This is a genomic window from Dietzia sp. NPDC055343 (genome assembly GCF_053645265.1).
Genome location: NZ_JBSHMJ010000007.1, coordinates 1 through 20,482, shown reverse-complemented (window position 1 = coordinate 20,482; position 20,482 = coordinate 1). Strand labels below are relative to the sequence as shown.

Genomic DNA, 20,482 nt, shown 5'->3' with positions numbered 1-20,482 from the left:
TCAGCTCTCCCGCCGGTCGGCATACTGCCGCAGGTTCTCGACCTGGCCCGGGTCGAGTGAGGGTTTGACCGCGTCCCGTGCGCGGGCCACGTCCTCGGCGGTGACCTCGGCCGCGTCGATGTCGCGGCGCATCGCGGTGAGCGCGGACTCGCGCAGCAGTGCGGCGCAGTCGGCCGCGGAGTAGCCGTCGAGCTCCTCGGCCACCCGGGCCAGATCCACGTCCTCCGCGAGTGGGACGTTCCGGCCGGCCGCGCGGAGGATGTCGGCGCGGGCCTCGGCGTCCGGCGGCGGCACGAACACCAGGCGCTCGAGCCGCCCGGGCCGCAGCAGGGCGGGGTCGATGAGCTCGGGGCGGTTGGTCGCACCGAGGATCACCACGTCGTCGAGCGGCTCCGCGCCGTCGAGCTCGGTGAGCAGGGCCGCGACCACGCGGTCGCCGACCCCGGAGTCGCCGGTCTGGCCGCGGCGCGGGGCCAGCGCGTCGATCTCGTCGAGGAACACCAGCGACGGGGCGGAATCGCGGGCCTTGCGGAACAGGTCGCGTACCGCCTTCTCCGACGAGCCCACCCACTTGTCCATGAGCTCGGCGCCCTTCACCATGTGCACCGTCAGGCGCCCGCTCGCCGCCAGAGCCCGGACGACAAAGGTCTTACCGCAGCCGGGAGGCCCGTACAGCAGCACGCCCTTGGGCGGCTGCACGCCGAGGCGCTCGAACGAGTCCCGGTGCTGCAGCGGCCACAGCACCGTCTCGGTGAGGGCCTGCCGCACCTCCTCCATGTCGCCCACGTCGTCAAGGGTGATCGAGCCCAGGCTCAGCTCCTCGGTGCCCGACCGGGACAGCGGACGGATCACGCTGACCGCGCCGATCAGGTCCTCCTGCTCCAGCCGCGCGTCGACCGCGGTGGTGGCCGCGGAGGCCGTCGAATCAGGGTCCGCGGAATCAGGGTCCGTGGCGGGGGATTCCGTGGCCCGGGCGGCCGCGCGCAGTGCTGCCTCCCGGGTGAGGGCGCGCAGGTCGCCGGCCACGTAGCCGGGGGTTCTCTCGGCGACGGCGGTCAGGTCGAGTTCGCCGGCGGGCACGTCCCGCAGCATCACCTCGAGCAGCGCTGCGCGGTCCGCGGCGTCGGGCAGCGGTAGATCCAGGACCCGGTCGCAGATCTCGGGCTCGCGCAGTCGGGTGTCGGCCTCCTCGGGCCGGACACACGTGGCCACCAGCACGGAACCCGGGTGCGCCACGACCGACCGCAGCCGGTCCAGGATCAGCGTCGACACCGGCTCGGTCTCGGCGGGCAGGAGCGCGTCGATGTCCGTGACCAGCAGTACGCCGCCGTTCTCGCGGGTCCGCTCGGCGGCGGCACGGACCGCCTCCAGACGCGCGGCGGGGTCGATCGCGCCGATGGACGGGCCGTCGATCACCTCGAGACGGCGGTCGCCGGTGACCGACCGGACCATCGTCGCCTTGCCCACCCCGGGCGGGCCCGCGACCAGCACCCCGAGGTGAGGTGAGGTGCCGAGCGAGCGCAGCAACTCGGCGCGGTCCAGGGCGAGTGACAGCCACTGTGCGAGGACCTCGGCCTGGTCCGCGACGCCCACGAGGTCCTCGCGGGCGACGGCGGCGATGGCCTCCGAGCCGCCGCCGGGTGTGGAGGAGCCCCCGGGTGACGTTGCACGGCCGGAAGCCGACCCACCGGGAGAACCCGAGGGCCGGGAGTTCATTGGCGCCGCACCGCCGGTGGACGAGTGCGGGGTGGGGGTCGTCGTCGTCGAACCGGGCCGGGCTCCCAGGGCCGGCGCGGCACCGGGGCCGCCCGCCTCGATCACCGCGGTGGTGGGCTGTACCGACACGACCCCGTCCGGGACGGTCGCGGTTACGGTGAGCAGCTCGGTGCTCCACTGCGCGCCCATGGAGTTGCGCAGGGTGCGGGTGGTGTCGGCGGTGGGGAAGTCGGGGCCCAGGTCGCGGGGGAGCAGCGTGACGGAATCGCCCACGCGCACCACCTTGCCCAGCAACGCCGAACGCAGCACCCGCTCGGCCACGCCCCGGCCCGCCGGCGGCAGCCCCTGCACCTCGATGCTCTGCGCGCCCGTGACCTGCGCGGCCCGCACGGTCACGCGCGCGTCCTCGCCAAGTCCGCAGTTCGCGGCCACGACCTCGTCCACGACCAGCACCCCGCTCGGCGAGCCGGCGGCGGCCGCCGCCACGACCGCGCCGGTGGTGCGCGCGCCGACGATCTCGATGGCGTCCCACTCGCGCATGCCGAGAGCGAGAATCACCTCCGGGTGCGCCCGCACGATTCCGCGGCGGGAGTCGGCGGCTGAGGCCGTCAGACGCAGGGTCAGGTCCAGATCCGGGCGCGGGTTCACGCATAGAAGCCTAACGGCGGCCCGCCGGTCAGGGCGGGCCGCCGTCAGGGGCGAACGAGGTGGGCCGTCGGCCCCGTGGTGTCAGTGCACCGGGGCGAAGATCACGCGCCGACCGAGCGCTTGATCGAGTTCCAGGCGACCGGGATCTGCTTGGAGTAGTACGACCAGTTGTGCATGCCGGTGGGCAGGTGGTCGATGTCCGCGGGGATGCCCAGGTCGGCCAGGCGCCGGTCCGCGGCGTGGGTGCACTGGCCCGTGGCCTGCTCGAGCGCCATCCCGGCGACGAAGTTGGCGGCGTCGTTGTTGTACGCGGCCCAGTCGCCCGGGTTGGCCACGCCGGTGCCCGAGGACATGTAGATGGCCTTGCCGCGCAGTTTCTCGGCGTTGATCATCGCGTCGTGGGCGACCCACTGCTCGTTGCCGGGCTCACCCCACATGTTGTTCAGCGTCGCGCCGCGGCTCTCGACGGTGAAGCGGGTGAGGATCTGGCCCAGCGCGTCGGTGGAGTAGCAGCCGGAGACGCCGAACACGCCCTTGTAGAGGTCCGGATGGCGGGTCGCCATGGTCACGGCCGCTCCCGCGCCCATGGAGATGCCGCCGATCGCGCGGTTGGTGTTGGAGCTGATGCGCGGCTCGAGCAGCCGCGGAAGGTCGCCGGTGATGAACTTCTCCCACTTGCTGATGCCCAGCACGGGGTCCTGCTGGTTCCAGTCCGACCACATGGAGCCCTGGCCGCCGGTCGGGATGACGAGGTTGACGTTCTCGTTCGCGAACTGCTCCTTCGCGCCCCACTGCATGAAGCCGCTGGGCAGTTCGGAGCCGACGCCGTCGAGCAGGTAGAGGAACGGTGCGCCCGGGTTGGCGGCGCGGTAGACCTCGACCGTGATGCCGCGTTTCATGTCCCCGGAGTCGATGAGCCACCGCTCGTAGCGGCCGTCCACCACAGGCTCACCGACGATCTTCGTCTCGGTGATGTTCGGGTTGGGCTGCGGCGACGGCGGCGGCGGGCCGGCGAACATGTTGGGCGAGAAGCCGAGTGTGTTGGCGATACCCATCATCGACGAGCCCGAGGAGCCGGGCAGGTTGCCGAAGTACAGCAACTGACTCAGGCTCTCGGGGGATAACGTCCCGAGTGCGTCGTTGGCGACCGACTCCGGACTGAGGGTGCCGACCTCCTGCGCGTTAGCGATCGACGGTGTGAGGCCGGCCGCCAGCGCGGTGGCGGCGGCGGTGGCGATCAGTGCGCGGCCGGCGCGACGCATGAGCGGGACGCGGCTCGCGGTGGTGCGCTGATCGGCACCGGTGTTCTCTGCACTCGGGACGGACATGGCAGCTCCTGACGGTCGGCGGCAGCGGGCGTTGCCGCCCCATTAGTCACTATCGCCACATCTCATCACACCGTTACTGCGTTCGCACCTGCAGGTTTGCGGGTGCCGGCCGCCGACGGCGCCGGGGGGCTCACCGATAGCGCTGGAGGAACGCCGCCTCGGCGAGCGCGATCCGTTCGATCTCGCGCGGATCGACGCTCTCGTCGGGGGAGTGGATCGCGGCGGCCGGGTCCTCGACGCCGAACAGTGCGATGCTCGCCTCCGGGTGCGCCTGCTGCAGCGCCGTGCACAGCGGGATCGAACCGCCGGAACCGATCTCGGCGACCTCGCCCGCCCCGTACGCCTGCGCGAGACACTCCGAGAGCAGCTCGTGCACCGGGTCGGTCCGCCCGGCCGCGACCGAGCGGAACGGGTGCCCCACGGCCTCGGTCTCCACGGTTACCCGCGCGTTCCACGGGCGCCGCCGCTCGATGTGTTCGACGAGCGTGCGCTGCGCCTCGACCGGGTCCATGCCGGGCGGGACGCGCAGGTTCACCAGGGCGCGGGCGCGGGGCTGGACCGCGGCGATGGCCCCCTCGACCGGCGGGCAGTCGATCCCCAGGACGGTCGCCGTGGGCCGCGACCACACCAGGTCCGCGACGGGCGCCGCCGAGGACAACTCCACGCCGTCGAGTACGCCGGCGTCGCCCCGGAACGTCTCCTCCGGGTAGGCCTGCCCGTCCCATTCGCCGCTGAAGTCCAGGCCGTCGACGGTGGTGGCGCCGGTGGCGGGATCGCGCAGCGAGGCCAGGATCGAGACCAGCGCCGCGAGGGCGTCGGGTGCTGCGCCGCCGAACTGTCCGGAGTGGACCCCGGCCTCCATGGTGTCGACGACGACAACGACGTTCGCGATGCCGCGCAGACTGGTGGTGAGCGTCGGCACGCCCGCCGCCACGTTGCCCGAGTCGACGATCAGGATGGCGTCCGCCTCCACGAGATCGGGCCGCTCGGCCACCAGATCGTCGAGCCCGCCACCGCCGGTCTCCTCGGAGCCCTCCACCACGAGGCGGATGCCCAGGCCGTCGAGCGGATCCGGACCGGTGTCGGTGGGGGCGGTCGCGGCCGCCTCGTCGTCATCCCCCTCCCCCGAGCCCGCGGCGGCGAGGGCCCGCAGCGCGGTGAGGTGCACGACCAGGTTGCCCTTACAGTCGGCGGCCCCGCGGCCGTACCAGCGGCCGCCGCGCTCGGTCAGTTCCCACGGCGAACTGGTCCACGCCGCCGGATCGCCCGCGGGCTGCACGTCGTAATGGCTATACAGCAGCACCGTGGGGCGGCCGGGCGCCGCGGGACGGTGGGCGAACACGGCCCTGGAGCCGTCCGAGGTCTCGACGACCTCGACCGAGTCCGGACCGAGCCCCGGCACCGGTAGTTCACCGAGTATCTCCCGGACCAGCTCGCAGGCCTCGGCGCACGCGTCCGGCTCCGCCTCGTGCACCGACGGCAGTGCCACGAGCGCGGACAGGTCGGCACGCGCCCGATCCATCTGCGCGGTGACCGCGGCGGCCAGCGGGGCGAGGTCGGGGTGGGGATCGGTGAACGCGGGGGAGTCGGCCATGGGGTCAGGATAGTGGCGCTATACGACACACGGCGGCAGGTGAACGCAAAGTGAACGGAGAGTGACGTATGGTGGTGAATTATGAGCTATGTGATTGTGGTCACTCCCGCTGAGGCGGAGCTTCGTGACGTCGACAGTGTGGATGCGCTTCCCGATCACGTGCGGGCCGATCTGGAAGGGCTGCGCGACGAGATCTGTGCGCGCTTCCCGGCGGCGGATGCGATCGGCGAGACCGGGGCGCTGTCGGCCCGGCCGGTCATCGAGGGCGTGGGCGTCGTCATCCGCCCCGAGGTCCTGACCCGGCCGCTCGTTGTGAACGCGGTCATGCGGTACGCGGCGCCCCGCCAGCTCCTGGTGACCGCGCCGGAACTGGGTCTGGTCGCGGATCCGCGGGACCGTATCGAGATCGATGTGCACCGGCGCCCCACGGTGGTGGGTGCGGCGATCACCGACCACGCGGTGCGCGGTCGGCCCTTCGGCACCCTGCCGTGGGTCAGTCGCGAGCTGCTGGGACAGCTGCTCGAGGCGCTCGAGGTGGACGGCGATCGGCTGGAGCTGGAGGGCGACACCGAGCGTTGGTTCCTCTACGAGCGGGTGGGCGGGGTGCTCGAGGTCTCCGTCGCGGATGGACCCGACGTCCCGGTCCGGCGGCGCACCCTCACCTCACACGACCTGGGCACCGCGGCGGACGCGGGGTGGGCCTGGGCGCGCTGCGACATCGACTGGCCCGCGTTCTTCGGTGGTGCCGGCGGGGCCACCGCGGCCTGACCCTCAGGCCGGGCGGAGCGGGGTCGGCCGGCTCGATCTGGCCCCGGCCCGCGTGGCCCGGGCGGGTCCTAGACCGAGTTCTCGAACCGTAGGGACGCCACCACGGCGTCGATCGTCTCGCTGGGCACGGTGCCGGGCTCGCCCTCGTCGGCCATGAGCACAAAGACGAGCGAGGCGTCCCCGCCGTCCGGCGTCCGGGTGGACACCGCGATGGTGTCGAACCGGATCGTGGGCGGGGTACAGATGTTGCGCGGCGGGCGGACCTCGCCCCGGAGCGAGACGTACCAGGCCGGCACCCCGGACACCCCGATGCTGCGTGCCTCGAGCACGGGCACCTCGGCCCCGGCCTGGGTGAAGCGTCGGTCGATCGAATCGGCCATCGCGCGCGACGCCGACTCCGCCTGCTCGCGGGCGTCGCCGGGCAAGGCCGTCTGGCTGACGCCGGACAGGACCCGGAAGCTCATCCCCGCCAGCGGGCAGTAGCCGGGGTCCGCGATCGCGTTGGCGACGGTGACGTAGCCCGACCCCCAGTCGCTACCGGCGTCCGGGCCGGACCCGGTGTCGCCGTACGGGTCGCGGACCTCCCATTCCGGCGGCACGGAGTAGATCAGTCCGGACGTGCTGCGGACGTCCTTCCAGTCGGGCGGCGGCGGCCCGTCGGCCAGGGCCGGCCCGGGCTGCTCACGGTCCGGCGTGTCCGACCCGTCGGACTCGCGGGAGAGCAGGGCGCAGCTCGTCAGTGACGCCACCAGGGAGCCGGCGACGACGGCGGCCGCAGCAGCCCGGACCATCGGGTTCTCAGCCCTGTTCGACGAGCGTCTTGATGCGCTGGAGGGAGAGCGAGACGCCCTCGCCCATCTCCGAGGTGAACGACGGCTGCCCGCCGAAGAGCTTGTCGGTGAGGAACTTCGAGATGAACGTCAGGCCCTCGGGGACCTCACGCCTCTCGGTCAGGCGGGTGCCGCCGTTCGCGGTGGGCTCGAGCTCGAAGACCCAGATCGTGGTGTTCTCGGAGATGCGGTTGGCGAACCTGCGACCGGGCTCGAACTCCACCACGCGGCTGGTGGTGGGCCAGAACACCGGTCCGCGCTTGTTGATGTTCAGCGCCCAAGTCCCCTTGGTGGTGCGTCCGCCCGGGGTGATGACCTTGACGGCCTGGCTGCTCCACTGGGGCGCGTTGCGGACGTCGGAGATAACCTCCCAGACGCGCGCCGGCGGGGCGTCGATCTCGATGGAACTCTCGATGCCGGCAGGGGTGTTCGCGGTGGTCATGGGGTGCCTTCCTGGTGGTTCGGGGGAGGTGGGCCGGCAGTGTGCGCCGGGGTCAGGACTGTTCGGCCAGGGCCTTGATGCGACGGAGGGAGCCGGAGGAGGACGACGACGGCGACGACGGCGTTGATGATGATGACGACGACGAGCCGCGTGTTCCGCCACGGCCCCCGGGCAGTGCGCTGGTGAGCTTGCGCACCGCGGCCACCAGGGCGGCGGGCGGCTCGCTGCGCTCGGTGAGGCGGGTGCCGCCGGACGGGGTGGGCTCGAGCTCGAAGATCCACTGCGTGCCGTGTCCGCCGGTGCGGTTGGCGAAGCGGCGCTCGGGCTGGAAGTCGACGACGCGGCTGGTGGTGGGCCAGAAGACCGGTCCCTGTCGGTTGATGTTGAACGAACGGGTCCCGAGGGCCGTCGGCCCGGAGGTGGCCAGGACCTTGCGCGCCTGGGTGCTCCACCGCGGAGCGTTGCGGACCTCGGAGACGAGCTCCCACACCCGGGCCGGAGGGGCGTCGATCTCGATCGATCGCCCGCGCGGCGTCCCGGTCTCGGGGGCGGGGGTGTGGTCGGTGGACATCGGGCCCTCCATCGGGGTCTGGGTCACGGCGTTTCGATGGTAGGGCAGTGCCGGCCCGGGTGGCGGTCGTTCGCCGGTCGCGAACACCTGCCCGGAGCCTTTGCACTCGATGGGGGCGAGTGCTAGAAAAGCGATTGGCACTCGGTTACCCTGAGTGCCAGCAATACCTGAACGAGAAGGTCGCAAGGTGAGGGGCGGATCCGACACGGTCCGCGCCGTCCGTCGCGGGCACCGATGTGACCACACGCGTGTCACCCCATACCCGGAGGATGATTCACCCCATGGCAAAGATGATCGCGTTCGACGAAGAGGCCCGGCGCGGCCTGGAGAGCGGTCTCAATCAGCTCGCCGACGCCGTCAAGGTCACCCTCGGCCCCAAGGGCCGCAACGTCGTGCTGGAGAAGAAGTGGGGCGCCCCCACGATCACCAACGACGGTGTCTCCATCGCCAAGGAGATCGAGCTCGAGGACGCCTACGAGAAGATCGGTGCCGAGCTCGTCAAGGAGGTCGCCAAGAAGACCGACGACGTCGCTGGCGACGGCACCACCACCGCCACCGTTCTCGCCCAGGCGCTCGTGCGCGAGGGCCTGCGCAACGTCGCCGCCGGTGCCAACCCCATGGGCATCAAGCGCGGCATCGAGAAGGCCGTCGAGGCCGTCACCGCTCACCTGATCGACTCCGCCAAGGAGATCGAGACCAAGGAGCAGATCGCCGCGACCGCCGGCATCTCCGCCGCTGACCCGGCCATCGGCGAGCTCATCGCCCAGGCCATGGACAAGGTCGGCAAGGAGGGCGTGATCACGGTCGAGGAGTCGCAGACCTTCGGCCTGGACCTCGAGCTCACCGAGGGTATGCGCTTCGACAAGGGCTACATCTCGCAGTACTTCATGACGGATCCGGAGCGCCAGGAGGCGGTCATGGAGGATCCGTACGTCCTGCTGGTCTCGGGCAAGGTCTCCACCGTCAAGGACCTGCTCCCGCTGCTCGAGAAGGTCATCGGCGAGAACAAGTCGCTGCTGATCATCGCTGAGGACGTCGAGGGCGAGGCCCTGTCGACCCTGGTCGTCAACAAGATCCGTGGCACCTTCAAGTCCGTCGCCGTCAAGGCCCCGGGCTTCGGCGACCGCCGCAAGGCCATGCTGCAGGACATCGCCATCCTCACCGGTGGCCAGGTCATCTCCGAGGAGGTCGGCCTCTCGCTCGAGACCGCCGACGTCTCCATGCTGGGTAAGGCCCGCAAGGTCGTCGTGACCAAGGACGAGACCACCATCGTCGAGGGTGCGGGCGACCAGGGCCAGATCGAGGGCCGGGTCAACCAGATCCGCGCCGAGATCGAGAACTCCGACTCGGACTACGACCGCGAGAAGCTGCAGGAGCGCCTCGCCAAGCTCGCCGGCGGCGTGGCCGTCATCAAGGCGGGCGCGGCCACCGAGGTCGAGCTCAAGGAGCGCAAGCACCGCATCGAGGACGCCGTCCGCAACGCGAAGGCTGCCGTCGAGGAGGGCATCGTCGCCGGCGGTGGCGTCGCCCTGGTGAAGTCCGAGGCCGCGATCGAGGGGCTGTCGCTGCAGGCCGAGGAGGCCACCGGTGCGAACATCGTCAAGTTCGCGCTGAGCGCCCCGCTCAAGCAGATCGCCCTCAACGCCGGCCTCGAGCCGGGCGTCGTGGCCGAGAAGGTCCGTAACCTGCCGGGCTCCGAGGGGCTCAACGCCGCCACCGGCGAGTACCAGGACCTCCTTGAGGCCGGCATCAACGACCCAGTCAAGGTGACCCGCTCGGCGCTGCAGAACGCCGCGTCGATCGCCGCGCTGTTCCTCACCACCGAGGCCGTCGTGGCCGACAAGCCGGAGCCCGCCGCGCCGGCGATGCCGGGTGGCGACGAGATGGGCGGCATGGGCTTCTGATCCAGCCCTGACGCGCGCTCGCTAGAGCGATAGCCCTGTGGCCCCGTACCGGAGATCCGGTACGGGGCCACAGGCCATTTTGTCACGGGAACGTCATCTGAACGATCCTGTGTAAAAGGGCTATGACCTGGTGTTACATGTTCGTTGCGACCCTGGAGGCGCTGGGACGGGGTCGATAGCGTCGTGGTCAGGCGCCGAGGACCGGCGCTGATCAACCCACTGTGAACGGAGACCCCATGCCGAACTTCGGTCAATTGTCAGACCTCATCGGAGGAGTGACGGACATTCTCGGAGCCTTGACGTTCTTCACGGGTTCACTCGCAGGGGAGGGCGGAGTCGGTGACTTCGTAGACGCCCTGTCCAGCATCAGCGCGAACTGACGACGATCACCCACTCTGGGCCACAACGACACAGGAGCGATACACGATGAATCTCGAATTCGGATCCCTGGCGGGCGTCAGCGGCGCGCTCGGCCTCCTGACCGATTTCCTCGGAGGGTTCGGAGACCTGTTCTCCGGGCTCGAGTACTTCACGGGCGGAGACTTCGAGGAGGCACTGGCCGGAGGGTTCATGCGGTGACCTGACGCTGGCGACATGGCCACATCTCGAAATTCGGGGTGTGGCCCTCGTCTATTTTTCAGTGCACGGGAGCGCGAGGCCCCGGTCGCCGCCAAGCTCCAAAAGGCCCCCAAAGTGCTTTGTTAAGAGAACGTTTAACATTAATTGTTGGGGGACTAACGATGAACGGCGCGAACCCGCCCGGCCTCGCGCCCCGCTACATGCAAGGTTAGCCTTTCCTGACTTCGTTGCACTCAGTGCATCGCCGCAGCTAGGCGGCCACCTGAGAACTTGATTAAAGCGGTGGTTTAGGTCACATTTCCCCGCGGGAGAATGTATTGTTATCTCGAGCCAGCAGCGAGACGGGGATCACAATTGACTCTGGATTCGCTCAGACTATTCTGGCCAAGGTCCCGAAAGCAGGGGCTTGACGCGGCCCCGGGGACCGGGGCGAAACGATAAAGGGAGATACACATGCCTGACTTCAGTGCGATCAGCTCGCTCATCGGCGGCATCAAGAACATCCTCGACGGTGTCACCGGGTTCGCCGGCTCGCTGGGTGGGGACGACCTCATGGGCAACCTGATCGATCTGGGTAGCGTCGAGGCTCCGGCCGCCTGATTTGGTTTTGGCGCGGATGCCGAAATCTCTGCTCTGACCGCGGCATGAAGCGGTTCCCTTAATGGCAATGACTTCAGATCTGGGTCTACTCAGATCGCGGAATCTCTAGGAGATCAGCATGGATATCGACCTCGGTTCACTCGGCCCCGTCGCCGAAGGAAACACCAGCATGCTCGGCCTGCTCAGCACTCTGCTCGGCAACGTCGACAAGTTCGTCAAGGCTGCCGGCTACTTCACCGGTGAGGGCTTCCAGGAGGCTCTCGCCGGCGGCTTCATGAAGTGAGCTGACCCAGTCAGTGGGTGAGGGCGTCGGGATCATCCCGGCGCCCTCACCGCATTTGATGGACATGCCGCGGTGCCTCCGACCTGCGACGCCGACGCGGTGTATGGGGATCTGCTAATAAATGTAACGAGCGCGCGTCGTTCGTCGATACTGATGACGTGAGCCGCGTAGAGGGCTCCACGGTTTTCCTCGGCCGTCACGGCTATGGGATCCTCGTGGTCACCACTGCGGGCAAGAACTGACAGTCCTCCGAGGTTCTCCGAATCCAGTCGGAGTGGCCTGTGGGGCTTGTGTGACTAATGGGAAACGGGTTAACTCTTCGATAAGAGTCGGCACGGGTCTGTGAACATCGAGAAGTAAGGCGTCGAAAATATGCGTTCAGTCAAGCGGTTCGGCACGAAGGTTGCGACTGCAGCCCTCGCGGCCGCCATGGTCCCCGTCGTCGCCACGGGCACGGCACAGGCCCAGGGTGGGACCATCTCGTACGACAAGGCCACCGCCGGCAATAAGGTCGTGGAGACCCCGCTCGATGACGGTCGGCTGATCGTCTCGGTGTGGTCGGACGCGATGCAGGTCGAGGTTCCCAATATCGTGCAGCGACCGCGGGACAAGAACGATCATGCTCCCGTTTTGTACCTGATCAACGGTGCCGGTGGCGGCGAGGACTCGGCCACCTGGCAGGCGCAGTCCAACGTCAAGCAGTTCATGGGTGACAAGGACGCTTGGACCGTCACCCCGATCGGCGGCGCCTTCTCGTACTACACCGACTGGCAGAGGCACGATCCGAACGTCCAGACGCGCTTTGCGAACCTTCCGGGCAATCGTCCGATGGCGTTTGAGACTTACTTGGCGAAGGAGCTCCCCGACCTCTTCGAGGGGCACTTCGGGGGCAACACCGGCGGCGACCGCAAGCGTGGCCTCGCCGCCATCTCTATGACCGCCACCTCGGTCCTGACCATCGCCCAGAAGCACCCGGGCAGGTTCCAGGCCATCGGCTCGTACTCGGGTTGTGCCGAGACCTCCACGCCGATCGGCCACGAGTTCATTAACATCGTCACCGGCATGCGTGGCGGTGCCAACCTGGACAACATGTGGGGCCCGTTCCCCGGTGAGCCCGTCGCGGGTACCAACAGCTGGTTCGACAACGACCCGGTCTGGGGCGCATGGCGCTTCAAGGAACAGATGGACCGCGGCGAGAAGCTGCCCGCCATGTTCATCTCGACTGGCAACGGCCTGCCCGGGCCGCACGAGAACCTCGAGAACTGGCGCCTGAAGGGCAACGGCGTCGCCCTGGCCAACCAGGCCGTCGTCGGCGGCATCATTGAGGCGGCCACCCAGTACTGCACCGCGAACCTCGCCCGCCGCTTCGGCGAGCTGGGGATCCCGGCCCAGTTCGACTTCGCGCCCAACGGCACGCACTCGTGGGGCTACTGGGAGGACGACCTCAAGCAGTCCTGGCCCATGATGGCCGAGGCCATGGGAGCTCGCTGGGGCGCGCTCTGATCGGCTGAGGCCGCAGCGCACCGCGCAACTCGAAAGGACCCCGTCTCGCCCGCTTCGGGTGGGGCGGGGTTCTTTCACGTTCAGGCCAGTCCGGCATTCTGTACGCATGACCAAGACCGAAGACCCGCAGCGGGTCGAGCTGTCGCACTCCGACGGCAGCACCAGTCCGCTGCTGATCGTCCCCGCGGCCCGCCGCGACGAAAACCGCCCCGCCGTCCTGGTGCTGCCCGGTATCGCGGTAGGCGCCCGGTACTACCTCCCGCTTGCCCGAGCCCTCGCCGATGCCGGCGTGGACGTGGCCATCACGGAGCTGCGCGGTCAGGGCGAGAGCACCCACCGCATCGGCCGCAGCGGCGGCGCCGCCGGCTACCACGAGAGTGCTGGCGAGGACGTCCCGCTCGCGGTGGAGGCCATGCAGCGCGAGCTCGGCCCCCGCCCGGTCGTGCTCCTCGGACATAGCATGGGCGCCCAGATCGGCGTCTACCACCTCGCCCGCCGGGACCCCCGCGTCGTGGGGCTGATCGCCGTGGCCGCACAGTCCCCGTTCCATCGCGGCTATCCCCGCGAGTTCGGCCGCAAGCTGCGCCTGGGGTCGATCGTCATGCCGATCGTCGGCCGTGTGGCCGGCCACGTGCCCGGCCAGTTCTTCGGTGCCACCGGCCGCGTCCCTGCGGACCGGGTGCGCGACTGGGCCCGCCTCGCCGCCACCGGCGTCATGCAGCCGGCGCGCGCCGACCTGGACTACATCGACGGCCTCGCCCGCGTCACCGTCCCGGCGCTGGCGGTCGTGATCGCCGACGACCCCCTCGCCCCGGAAAGCGCCGCCCGCAACCTGCTCGCTTTGCTACCGGCAGCGCGCACGACGCTCGAGTCGGAGCCGCAGCCACTCGGCCACAACACGTGGGCGCGCCGCCCCGACGAGATCGTCGCGCGGGTCCTGGCGTGGATCGACCGTGAGGTCACCACCGCGTAGACGGTGCCCGCGGGGGCGGGTGCCACCCCGATCACGACGACGACAACCGCCGCCGGAAGAACTCGTACGTCAGGACCGCCTTGCGGGCCTCCTGCGAGTTGTCCGCGGCGCCGGCGTGGCCGCCCTCGACGTTCTCGTAGTACTCCACGTGATGGCCGGCGGCCTCGAGCGCGGCCGTCATCTTGCGGGCATGGCCCGGGTGGACGCGGTCGTCCCGCGTCGAGGTGGTCATGAGCACCGGCGGGTAGGTGACCTCCGAGGCGGGCCGGATGTGCTGGTACGGCGAGTACGCGCCCAGGAAGTCGTCCCAGTCGGCCGAGTCGGGGTCGCCGTACTCGGCCATCCACGAGGCGCCCGCCAACAGCAGGTGATAGCGCTTCATGTCGAGCAGGGGCACGGCGATCGCCAGCGCCCCGAACAGCTGCGGGTAGCGGGTCAGCATGACGCCCATGAGCAGGCCGCCGTTGGAGCCGCCCGTCGCGCCGAGCTGCTCGCGGGTGGTGACGCCCGAGTCCACAAGCGCGCGGGCCACGGCGGCGAAGTCCTCGTAGGCGCGGGGCCGCTTCTCCCGCACGGCGGCCCGGTGCCACTCCGGCCCGTACTCGCCGCCACCGCGGATGCCGGCCACCACGTAGACGCCGCCCTCCTCGAGCCACAGCGCGCCCCTCAGCGCGGCGTAGGACGGGCGCATGGACACCGTGAACCCGCCGTAGCCGTACAGGATCGTCGGCCGCGGGCCCTCCGGGCCGGGGCCGCGCATGACCGTGTACGGAACCTCGGTCCCGTCGTCGCTGACCGCCGTGTGCCGGGTGACCTCCACGCCGGACGTGTCGAAGCGGTCCGGGGTCGAGCCGAGCGTCGTGGTGGAACCGTCGGCCCGCAGCAACACCAGCGACGGAGGCACGACCGGACCCGACACCGCCAGCACCGCCTCGTCCGGGTGGGGCGACCCGCCGTCGGCGGACGGGTCGGAATGTCGGTCGAGCGAGAGGACGTCGATCGACACGTGCTCGGGCAGTCCCTCGACCGGCAACCTCCGCCACCCGTCGGCTGCGGTCGACGGCCCGCCCGCGTCTGATCTGCCGGCGGTGTCGGTGCCGGTATCGGGGATCGCGAACGCCTCGAGCCGGGACTCCGTGTCCTCGAGGACCGTCAGTACCACACGGCCGCGGCCCCACGACACGTCCTCGACCGTCGTCGAGGGGGTGGGGGAGAACAGCACCGTCGGCTCGGGCAGCCGGGACGGGTCGTCGTCGAGCGCCGACCACGGCACCACCAGAACCGACCCACCGGGATACGTGCCGCCGGCGACCTCCACCTCTGTCCGCGGACGCAGCGTCAACCACGGCCCGCTCGAGCCCACCCGGCAATCCTCGGGCACCGGGACTTGCAACGGCTTCTCGGTCTCCGGAAGGCCGCCCGGGCGCCAGAACCACTCCTGGGAGGTATGGAAATCGGGAGAGCGGCTCGCGACGAGACGCCCGGTGTCGATGTCATATCCGGCGCCGACGGCGACGTCGTCGTCGTACCCCTCGAAGATCACCGGGGCCCCCGCCGGATCGGAACCGCGGCGCCACAGGCGCACCACCCGCGCGTACCCCGAGCTCGTCGCATCGGCCCCGGCCGGATCCAACGGCGCCGCCAATACCAGCGTGTCCCGATCCACCCACGACACCGAGCACTTGGCCTCCGGCAGATGGAACCCGCCCTCCGACGCCGGCACGAACCGACGCTCGACGAGATCGAACTCGCGGACCTCCACCGCGTCGGCCCCGCCCCGCGACAGGCGGATCAACGCCCGGTCGTCCTCGGGGCGGCGCACGACGGTCCCCGCGTACACCCAGTTGACGTCCTCCTCGCGGGCGAGCGCGTCCACGTCCACGAGCGTCTCCCACGCCGGATGATCCGACGCCGGCGCGCCCTGCTCCAACACCGACCACGGCACCCGGCGCCACAACCCGCGGGGGTGCTCGCGGTCCTTCCACACCGTGTACGCATAACGGCCCCGCAACACCGGCCACGCGATACGGTCCGTGGAGTCCAGGATCCCCTTCGCGCGGGTGTAGGAGGCCTCCGCGTGCTCGCCGACGGCCAGGTCGGCCAGGGTGCGATCACTGCGCTCGGCGACCCAGGCCAGGGAGGCGGCGCTGTCGATGTCCTCCAGGTGGAGGTACGGATCAGAGGGTGTGGAGGTGCTCATGATCTCGATGATGCCGTGGCCGCGGGAAGTGGCGAGAAAGGGGAGGGGTGAGCGCGACAACTAATTCGCTCAGGGTCTTGTTACCTGGACAATCGCTAAGTACCCTGTTCGATGAGCGTGGGTCGCCTGACCCGGCCATTCTCGATTGCACTCGGGAATGCATTCGATAAACGGAGACACACAAATGGGTTCCATCACCAACCTCCTCGGCGGCTCCAGCGGCTCCGGCAGCTCGACCGACAAGATCACGGACCAGATCGCGGAGACCATCGGCGAGGTCGTCGCCAACGCCGTCAAGTCGATCCTGGGCAACATGTCCTGATCTGCCGCCGAGGCACTGACGCCGCCCCTCCTCCCGCGGAGTGGGCGGCGTCAGTCTATTTTCTGCAGCCTTCGCTCGCCGCGGGTTTCCACTTTCGGGTGTCTTCCCGGCCGCATGAGGTGCCTCGCCCGCCGGATACGCATACCCTGTGTGTCGTGGCTGACACTCATTTCGATCTCATCGTCCTCGGCGCGGGCCCCGGTGGCTACGTCGCCGCCATCCGTGCCTCGCAGCTCGGCCTCAAGGTGGCCGTGGTCGAGGAGAAATACTGGGGCGGCGTGTGCCTCAACGTGGGCTGTATCCCCTCCAAGGCCCTGCTGCGTAATGCCGAGCTCGCGCACACCGTTCTCAAGGACGGCAAGACGTTCGGCATCTCCGGGGACGTCTCCTTCGACTTCGGTGCGGCGTTCGATCGCAGCCGCAAGGTCTCCGACGGCATCGTCAAGGGCGTCCACTTCCTCATGAAGAAGAACAAGGTCACGGAGATCAACGGCTACGGCACGTTCGTCGACGCCAAGACGGTCGAGGTCGACGGCACGAAGTACACGTTCGACAACTGCATCATCGCCTCCGGTTCGGTCGTCAAGACGCTGCCCGGGATCGAGCTCAGCGAGAACGTCGTCAGCTACGAGGAGCAGATCCTCAGCCGCGAGCTGCCCAAGTCGATCGTGATCGTCGGCGCCGGGGCGATCGGCATGGAGTTCGCCTACGTCATGGCCAACTACGACGTGGATGTCACGATCGTCGAGTTCATGGACCGCGTCCTGCCGAACGAGGACGAGGACGTCTCCAAGGAAATGGTCAAGCACTACAAGAAGCTCGGCGTGAAGCTCCTGACCGGCCACAAGACCACCAAGGTCACCGACAACGGCGACTCGGTCGAGGTTCAGATCGAGAAGAACGACGGCGGGGACACCCAGACCCTGACCGTCGACAAGGTCCTCATGGCCATCGGCTTCGCGCCCCGCGTCGAGGGCTTCGGGCTCGAGAACGCCGGGGTCGAGCTCACCGACCGCGGCGCGATCGACATCGACGACCACATGCGCACCAACGTGGACGGCATCTACGCGATCGGCGACGTCACCGCGAAGCTGCAGCTCGCGCACGTCGCGGAGGCGCAGGGCGTCGTGGCGGCCGAGACCATGGCCGGTGCTGACACCCAGACCCTCGGCGACTACCGGATGATGCCGCGCGCCACCTTCTGCCAGCCGCAGGTCGCCTCGTTCGGGCTGACCGAGGCGCAGGCCAAGGACGAGGGCTACGACGTGAAGGTCGCCAAGTTCCCGTTCTCCGCGAACGGCAAGGCCCACGGGCTCGGCCACGCGGTCGGCTTCGTCAAGGTCGTCGCCGACTCCACGCACGGCGAGCTGCTGGGTGCCCACCTCATCGGCCCGGACGTCTCGGAGCTACTGCCCGAGCTGACCCTGGCGCAGATGTGGGACCTCACCGCGGAGGACATCGGACGCAATGTGCACACGCACCCGACGCTGTCCGAGGCCATGAAGGAAGCCGTGCACGGCATCGCCGGCCACATGATCAACCTCTGACGGGGCCCCTCCCGCCACCCCGTTCAACGAGAAGAGCGTTCCGTGCACTCCCTACTCGGGGAATGCGTTCGGAACGCTCTTCGCGTTGGGCGGGTGGGTCGACGGGCGGGTGGGTCGACGGGCGGGTGGGTCGACGGGCGGGTGCGTCGATGGTCGGGTGGGGCCGGCGGCGGTCCGGCCCGTGCCTACTCGGCGTTGGCGATCTTCTCCATCTGCGCCGTGTAGATCGCGTCGAGCGCGCCCGCGGCGGTCGGCAGCACCGGGTCGGCCGCCGGGTCGTTGCCGCGGGCCGCGTACTCGACGCTCACGGTGGTGTCGCGGGCGAAACCGTGCAACGCGATGGCCCGGCTGATCTGCTGCGTGCCGTCCGGCTGGGTGGTGATGAAGTCGCTGATCACGCGGAAGCCCTCGGTGCCCTCGATGACCGGCGCGTCCTGCACCGTCATGACGAGCTCCACGTTCGGGTTGGCCACGCTCCGCGAGGTGTGGCAGGCCTCGTACAGCGAGCGGTCGAGGAACTCGTCGAGCCGCCAGCCCACCATGCCGATGCCGAAGCGGTGCTCCGTCTCGTCCGCCTCCGACTGCTTGTAGCGCACCATCGTGGTGACACCGTCGCCGGTGGCGTGGTTGGAGACGGTCTCCAGTCGCGAGACCTTGTCGCAGGCCGGATCCTCCATGAGCTGCCGGCCCTGGTCGGCGACCAGCTTGTCGACCGACTCCTGCAGCATGGGCTTGTCGATCACCTGCACGACACCGCCGCCCGGCGCCTCGCCCTCCGTCAGCACGCGCCCCTCGACCGGGGTCTGGGGCGCGGAACCCTGGTCTGTCGACTCCGACGACGGGGTGTCGGCGCCGGCGGCGTCCTCGTTGCTTTCCGAGTCGGACGAACAGGCCGCGAGGCCGGCCGCCGTGACCAAGGCGAGGCCGGCGATCGCAACGCGTCGGGGGGTGCGGGTGCGGAGTCGCATCTCTCTCCTTTAATTCAGGGTTGCTCACATAGTGCCACCGGAGTCCCGGTTGGCGGGTGACCCGCCCCGGGTTACGAGGCGCCCCGCGACCACGGTCCACCCGGCCCGGGCCTCGGCAGGGGGCGGCCGTCGCGCCCGATCAGGGGGGGATCGGCGTTGCCGGGTTATCGGTGAAACCGGGTGGGTGTGGCTACCCTTGGTGCGGCACCGGCTGACCGGCGAGCCGAACCTGAACCGCACCCGAATCCGACCCCGATCCCGGAAGCAGGACAGCGAGATGGACCACGACGGTATCGAGGCAGTGCTCCTCGACCTCGACGGCGTGATCACCCCGACCGCCGAAAAGCACATGCAGGCCTGGAATCGCATGTTCACCGGCTACTTCGCCGAGCGCGGCCTCGAGCCCTACTCGGACGAGGACTACTTCCGATACATCGACGGCAAGCCGCGCGCCGAGGGCATCGTGTCGATGCTCGCCGCGCGGGACCTCACCCTGCCGATGGGCGAGGAGAAGAAGGACGACGACGACAACGCCGCCGCCGACCTCGCGCTCACCGACACCGTCACCGGTCTCGGTGAGCGCAAGAACGCGGTCTTCCGCCAGCTGCTGGACGAGGGCATCGAGGCCTACCCGGGGTCCGTGGCCTACCTCGACGCGCTGGATGCGGCCGGGATCGCCAAGTGCGTCGTGTCCAGTTCCAAGAACGCGGTGGCCGTCCTGACCGCCGCGGGCCTGCGGGATCGCTTCGAGGTCATCGTCGACGGCGAGGTCGCCGCAGCCGAGGGCATCCCCGGCAAGCCCCAGCCCGACACGTACCTGCGGGGCGCGGAGCTCCTCGGCGTACCGGCCGACCGCTGTGTCGTGGTCGAGGACGCCGTCTCCGGTGTGCAGGCCGGCGCCGCCGGCGGGTTCGCCCGTGTGGTCGGCGTGGACCGCGGGGCCGGGAAACAGGTCCTGCTGGACGCCGGTGCCGACGTCGTCGTCGTCGACCTCGTCGAACTCATCCCCGATCCCACGGAGGCGCGCGCGTGACCCGCTCCCATATCGCCCGCGGACCTGTCCACGACACCGTCGGGCAGTCGGTCCCCGGCAACATCCGTACCACCTACGGCGTGAACCTGCGCAGTCACCTCGAGGTGCCGGAGATCAACCGGACCAGCCACCCCGCGGACCCGTGGCGCTGGGTCGAGACCAACCCCAAGGCGTCCCCGCTGGGGGTCTCCGAGACGCAGTTCGCCGTGGCCAACGGGTACCTGGGCATGCGCGGCAACCCCGACGAGGGGCGCGATTCCGCCCAGCACGGCACCTTCGTCAACGGCTTCCACGAGACGTGGCACATCCAGCACGCCGAGGACGCCTACGGTCTCGCCCGCGAGGGCCAGACCATGGTCCAGGTCCCCGACACCAAGACCATCCGCATCTACGTCGACGACGAACCGCTGCGGGTGGGCGTGTCCGACCTCGAACACTACGAACGCAGCATCGACTTCCGCGACGGCATCATGCGCCGCGAGCTCGTGTGGCGCACGCCCGCCGGCAAGAAGGTGATCATCCGCACCAGCCGCATGGTGTCGATGGTCGAGAAGCACCTCGCCGTGATGACCTATGAGATCGAACTGCCCGACGAGCCCGCGCCCGTCGTGATCTCCTCCCAGGTGATCAACCGGCAGGACGGCGAGGACGAGTACCGCTCGCCCCGGGCCGA

The 20,482-nt window shown here is 69.7% G+C and carries 18 protein-coding genes and 1 pseudogene; 11 read left to right on the top strand and 8 right to left on the bottom strand.

All coding sequences use genetic code 11. The annotated features are described in order from the left end of the window. From ACWIE7_RS05255 to ACWIE7_RS05245, 3 genes are all read right to left on the bottom strand, one after another. Entirely contained in the window at positions 1-2,364 is a 2,364-nt protein-coding gene (locus ACWIE7_RS05255; RefSeq protein WP_454068728.1) for an AAA family ATPase, read from the bottom strand. Between the two features lie 101 nt (positions 2,365-2,465). Continuing rightward, complete coding sequence (locus ACWIE7_RS05250) at positions 2,466-3,692, bottom strand: alpha/beta hydrolase (RefSeq protein ID WP_452099842.1); 1,227 nt, start codon at positions 3,690-3,692, stop codon at positions 2,466-2,468. A 130-nt stretch (positions 3,693-3,822) separates the two neighbouring features. Then, on the bottom strand, positions 3,823-5,286 hold the full coding sequence (locus ACWIE7_RS05245) for a M20/M25/M40 family metallo-hydrolase (RefSeq protein WP_452099841.1): 1,464 nt from the start codon (positions 5,284-5,286) through the stop codon (positions 3,823-3,825). Between the two features lie 81 nt (positions 5,287-5,367). Between ACWIE7_RS05245 and ACWIE7_RS05240 the strand changes: the two genes are divergently transcribed. Next, complete coding sequence (locus tag ACWIE7_RS05240) at positions 5,368-6,054, top strand: hypothetical protein (RefSeq protein WP_454068727.1); 687 nt, start codon at positions 5,368-5,370, stop codon at positions 6,052-6,054. A gap of 68 nt (positions 6,055-6,122) precedes the next feature. Here ACWIE7_RS05240 and ACWIE7_RS05235 read toward each other — a convergent pair whose 3' ends face one another. Genes ACWIE7_RS05235 through ACWIE7_RS05225 form a run of 3 tightly spaced genes read right to left on the bottom strand, consistent with a single transcriptional unit; the run spans position 6,123 to position 7,924 of the window. Continuing rightward, on the bottom strand, positions 6,123-6,845 hold the full coding sequence (locus ACWIE7_RS05235) for a hypothetical protein (RefSeq protein WP_454068726.1): 723 nt from the start codon (positions 6,843-6,845) through the stop codon (positions 6,123-6,125). A gap of 7 nt (positions 6,846-6,852) precedes the next feature. Continuing rightward, positions 6,853-7,326, bottom strand: a complete 474-nt coding sequence (locus ACWIE7_RS05230; RefSeq protein WP_230928508.1) for an SRPBCC family protein — start codon at positions 7,324-7,326, stop codon at positions 6,853-6,855. Between the two features lie 52 nt (positions 7,327-7,378). Beyond that, positions 7,379-7,924: an SRPBCC family protein gene (locus ACWIE7_RS05225; protein WP_452099838.1), complete on the bottom strand. Its 546-nt coding sequence runs from the start codon at positions 7,922-7,924 to the stop codon at positions 7,379-7,381. 254 nt (positions 7,925-8,178) lie between these two features. On the opposite strand from ACWIE7_RS05225, the gene groL reads away from it, so the two are divergent. The 6 genes from groL (at position 8,179) to ACWIE7_RS05195 (ending at position 13,739) form a co-directional block, all read left to right on the top strand. Beyond that, entirely contained in the window at positions 8,179-9,801 is a 1,623-nt protein-coding gene (gene groL / locus ACWIE7_RS05220) for a chaperonin GroEL (protein WP_452099837.1), read from the top strand. Between the two features lie 426 nt (positions 9,802-10,227). Beyond that, the gene (locus ACWIE7_RS05215) at positions 10,228-10,380 is read left to right on the top strand and encodes a hypothetical protein (protein ID WP_452099836.1); all 153 of its coding nucleotides are present in this window, start codon (positions 10,228-10,230) and stop codon (positions 10,378-10,380) included. 453 nt (positions 10,381-10,833) lie between these two features. Continuing rightward, positions 10,834-10,980 (top strand): hypothetical protein, encoded by a 147-nt coding sequence (locus tag ACWIE7_RS05210; RefSeq protein WP_454068725.1) that lies wholly within the window; start codon positions 10,834-10,836, stop codon positions 10,978-10,980. 118 nt (positions 10,981-11,098) lie between these two features. Continuing rightward, positions 11,099-11,263, top strand: a complete 165-nt coding sequence (locus tag ACWIE7_RS05205; RefSeq protein ID WP_454068724.1) for a hypothetical protein — start codon at positions 11,099-11,101, stop codon at positions 11,261-11,263. Positions 11,264-11,635: 372 nt separating this feature from the next. Next, the gene (locus tag ACWIE7_RS05200) at positions 11,636-12,766 is read left to right on the top strand and encodes an alpha/beta hydrolase (RefSeq protein WP_454068723.1); all 1,131 of its coding nucleotides are present in this window, start codon (positions 11,636-11,638) and stop codon (positions 12,764-12,766) included. Positions 12,767-12,872: 106 nt separating this feature from the next. Further along, positions 12,873-13,739 (top strand): alpha/beta hydrolase family protein, encoded by an 867-nt coding sequence (locus ACWIE7_RS05195; protein WP_454068722.1) that lies wholly within the window; start codon positions 12,873-12,875, stop codon positions 13,737-13,739. A 31-nt stretch (positions 13,740-13,770) separates the two neighbouring features. On the opposite strand, the gene ACWIE7_RS05190 is transcribed toward ACWIE7_RS05195, so the two are convergent. Continuing rightward, positions 13,771-15,939, bottom strand: a complete 2,169-nt coding sequence (locus tag ACWIE7_RS05190; RefSeq protein WP_454058621.1) for a prolyl oligopeptidase family serine peptidase — start codon at positions 15,937-15,939, stop codon at positions 13,771-13,773. Between the two features lie 184 nt (positions 15,940-16,123). On the opposite strand from ACWIE7_RS05190, the gene ACWIE7_RS05185 reads away from it, so the two are divergent. Further along, positions 16,124-16,261, top strand: coding sequence for a hypothetical protein (locus tag ACWIE7_RS05185; RefSeq protein ID WP_454058622.1), 138 nt, complete (start codon positions 16,124-16,126; stop codon positions 16,259-16,261). Positions 16,262-16,416: 155 nt separating this feature from the next. Further along, complete coding sequence (gene lpdA, locus ACWIE7_RS05180) at positions 16,417-17,808, top strand: dihydrolipoyl dehydrogenase (RefSeq protein ID WP_454068721.1); 1,392 nt, start codon at positions 16,417-16,419, stop codon at positions 17,806-17,808. A 185-nt stretch (positions 17,809-17,993) separates the two neighbouring features. Here lpdA and ACWIE7_RS05175 read toward each other — a convergent pair whose 3' ends face one another. Beyond that, the gene (locus ACWIE7_RS05175) at positions 17,994-18,776 is read right to left on the bottom strand and encodes a hypothetical protein (protein WP_454068720.1); all 783 of its coding nucleotides are present in this window, start codon (positions 18,774-18,776) and stop codon (positions 17,994-17,996) included. 277 nt (positions 18,777-19,053) lie between these two features. Between ACWIE7_RS05175 and ACWIE7_RS05170 the strand changes: the two genes are divergently transcribed. Next, complete coding sequence (locus ACWIE7_RS05170; protein WP_454068719.1) at positions 19,054-19,809, top strand: HAD family hydrolase; 756 nt, start codon at positions 19,054-19,056, stop codon at positions 19,807-19,809. Then, positions 19,806-20,482, top strand: a pseudogene (locus ACWIE7_RS05165) (glycoside hydrolase family 65 protein); the annotation flags it as partial. The gene ACWIE7_RS05170 and the pseudogene ACWIE7_RS05165, both read left to right, overlap by 4 nt.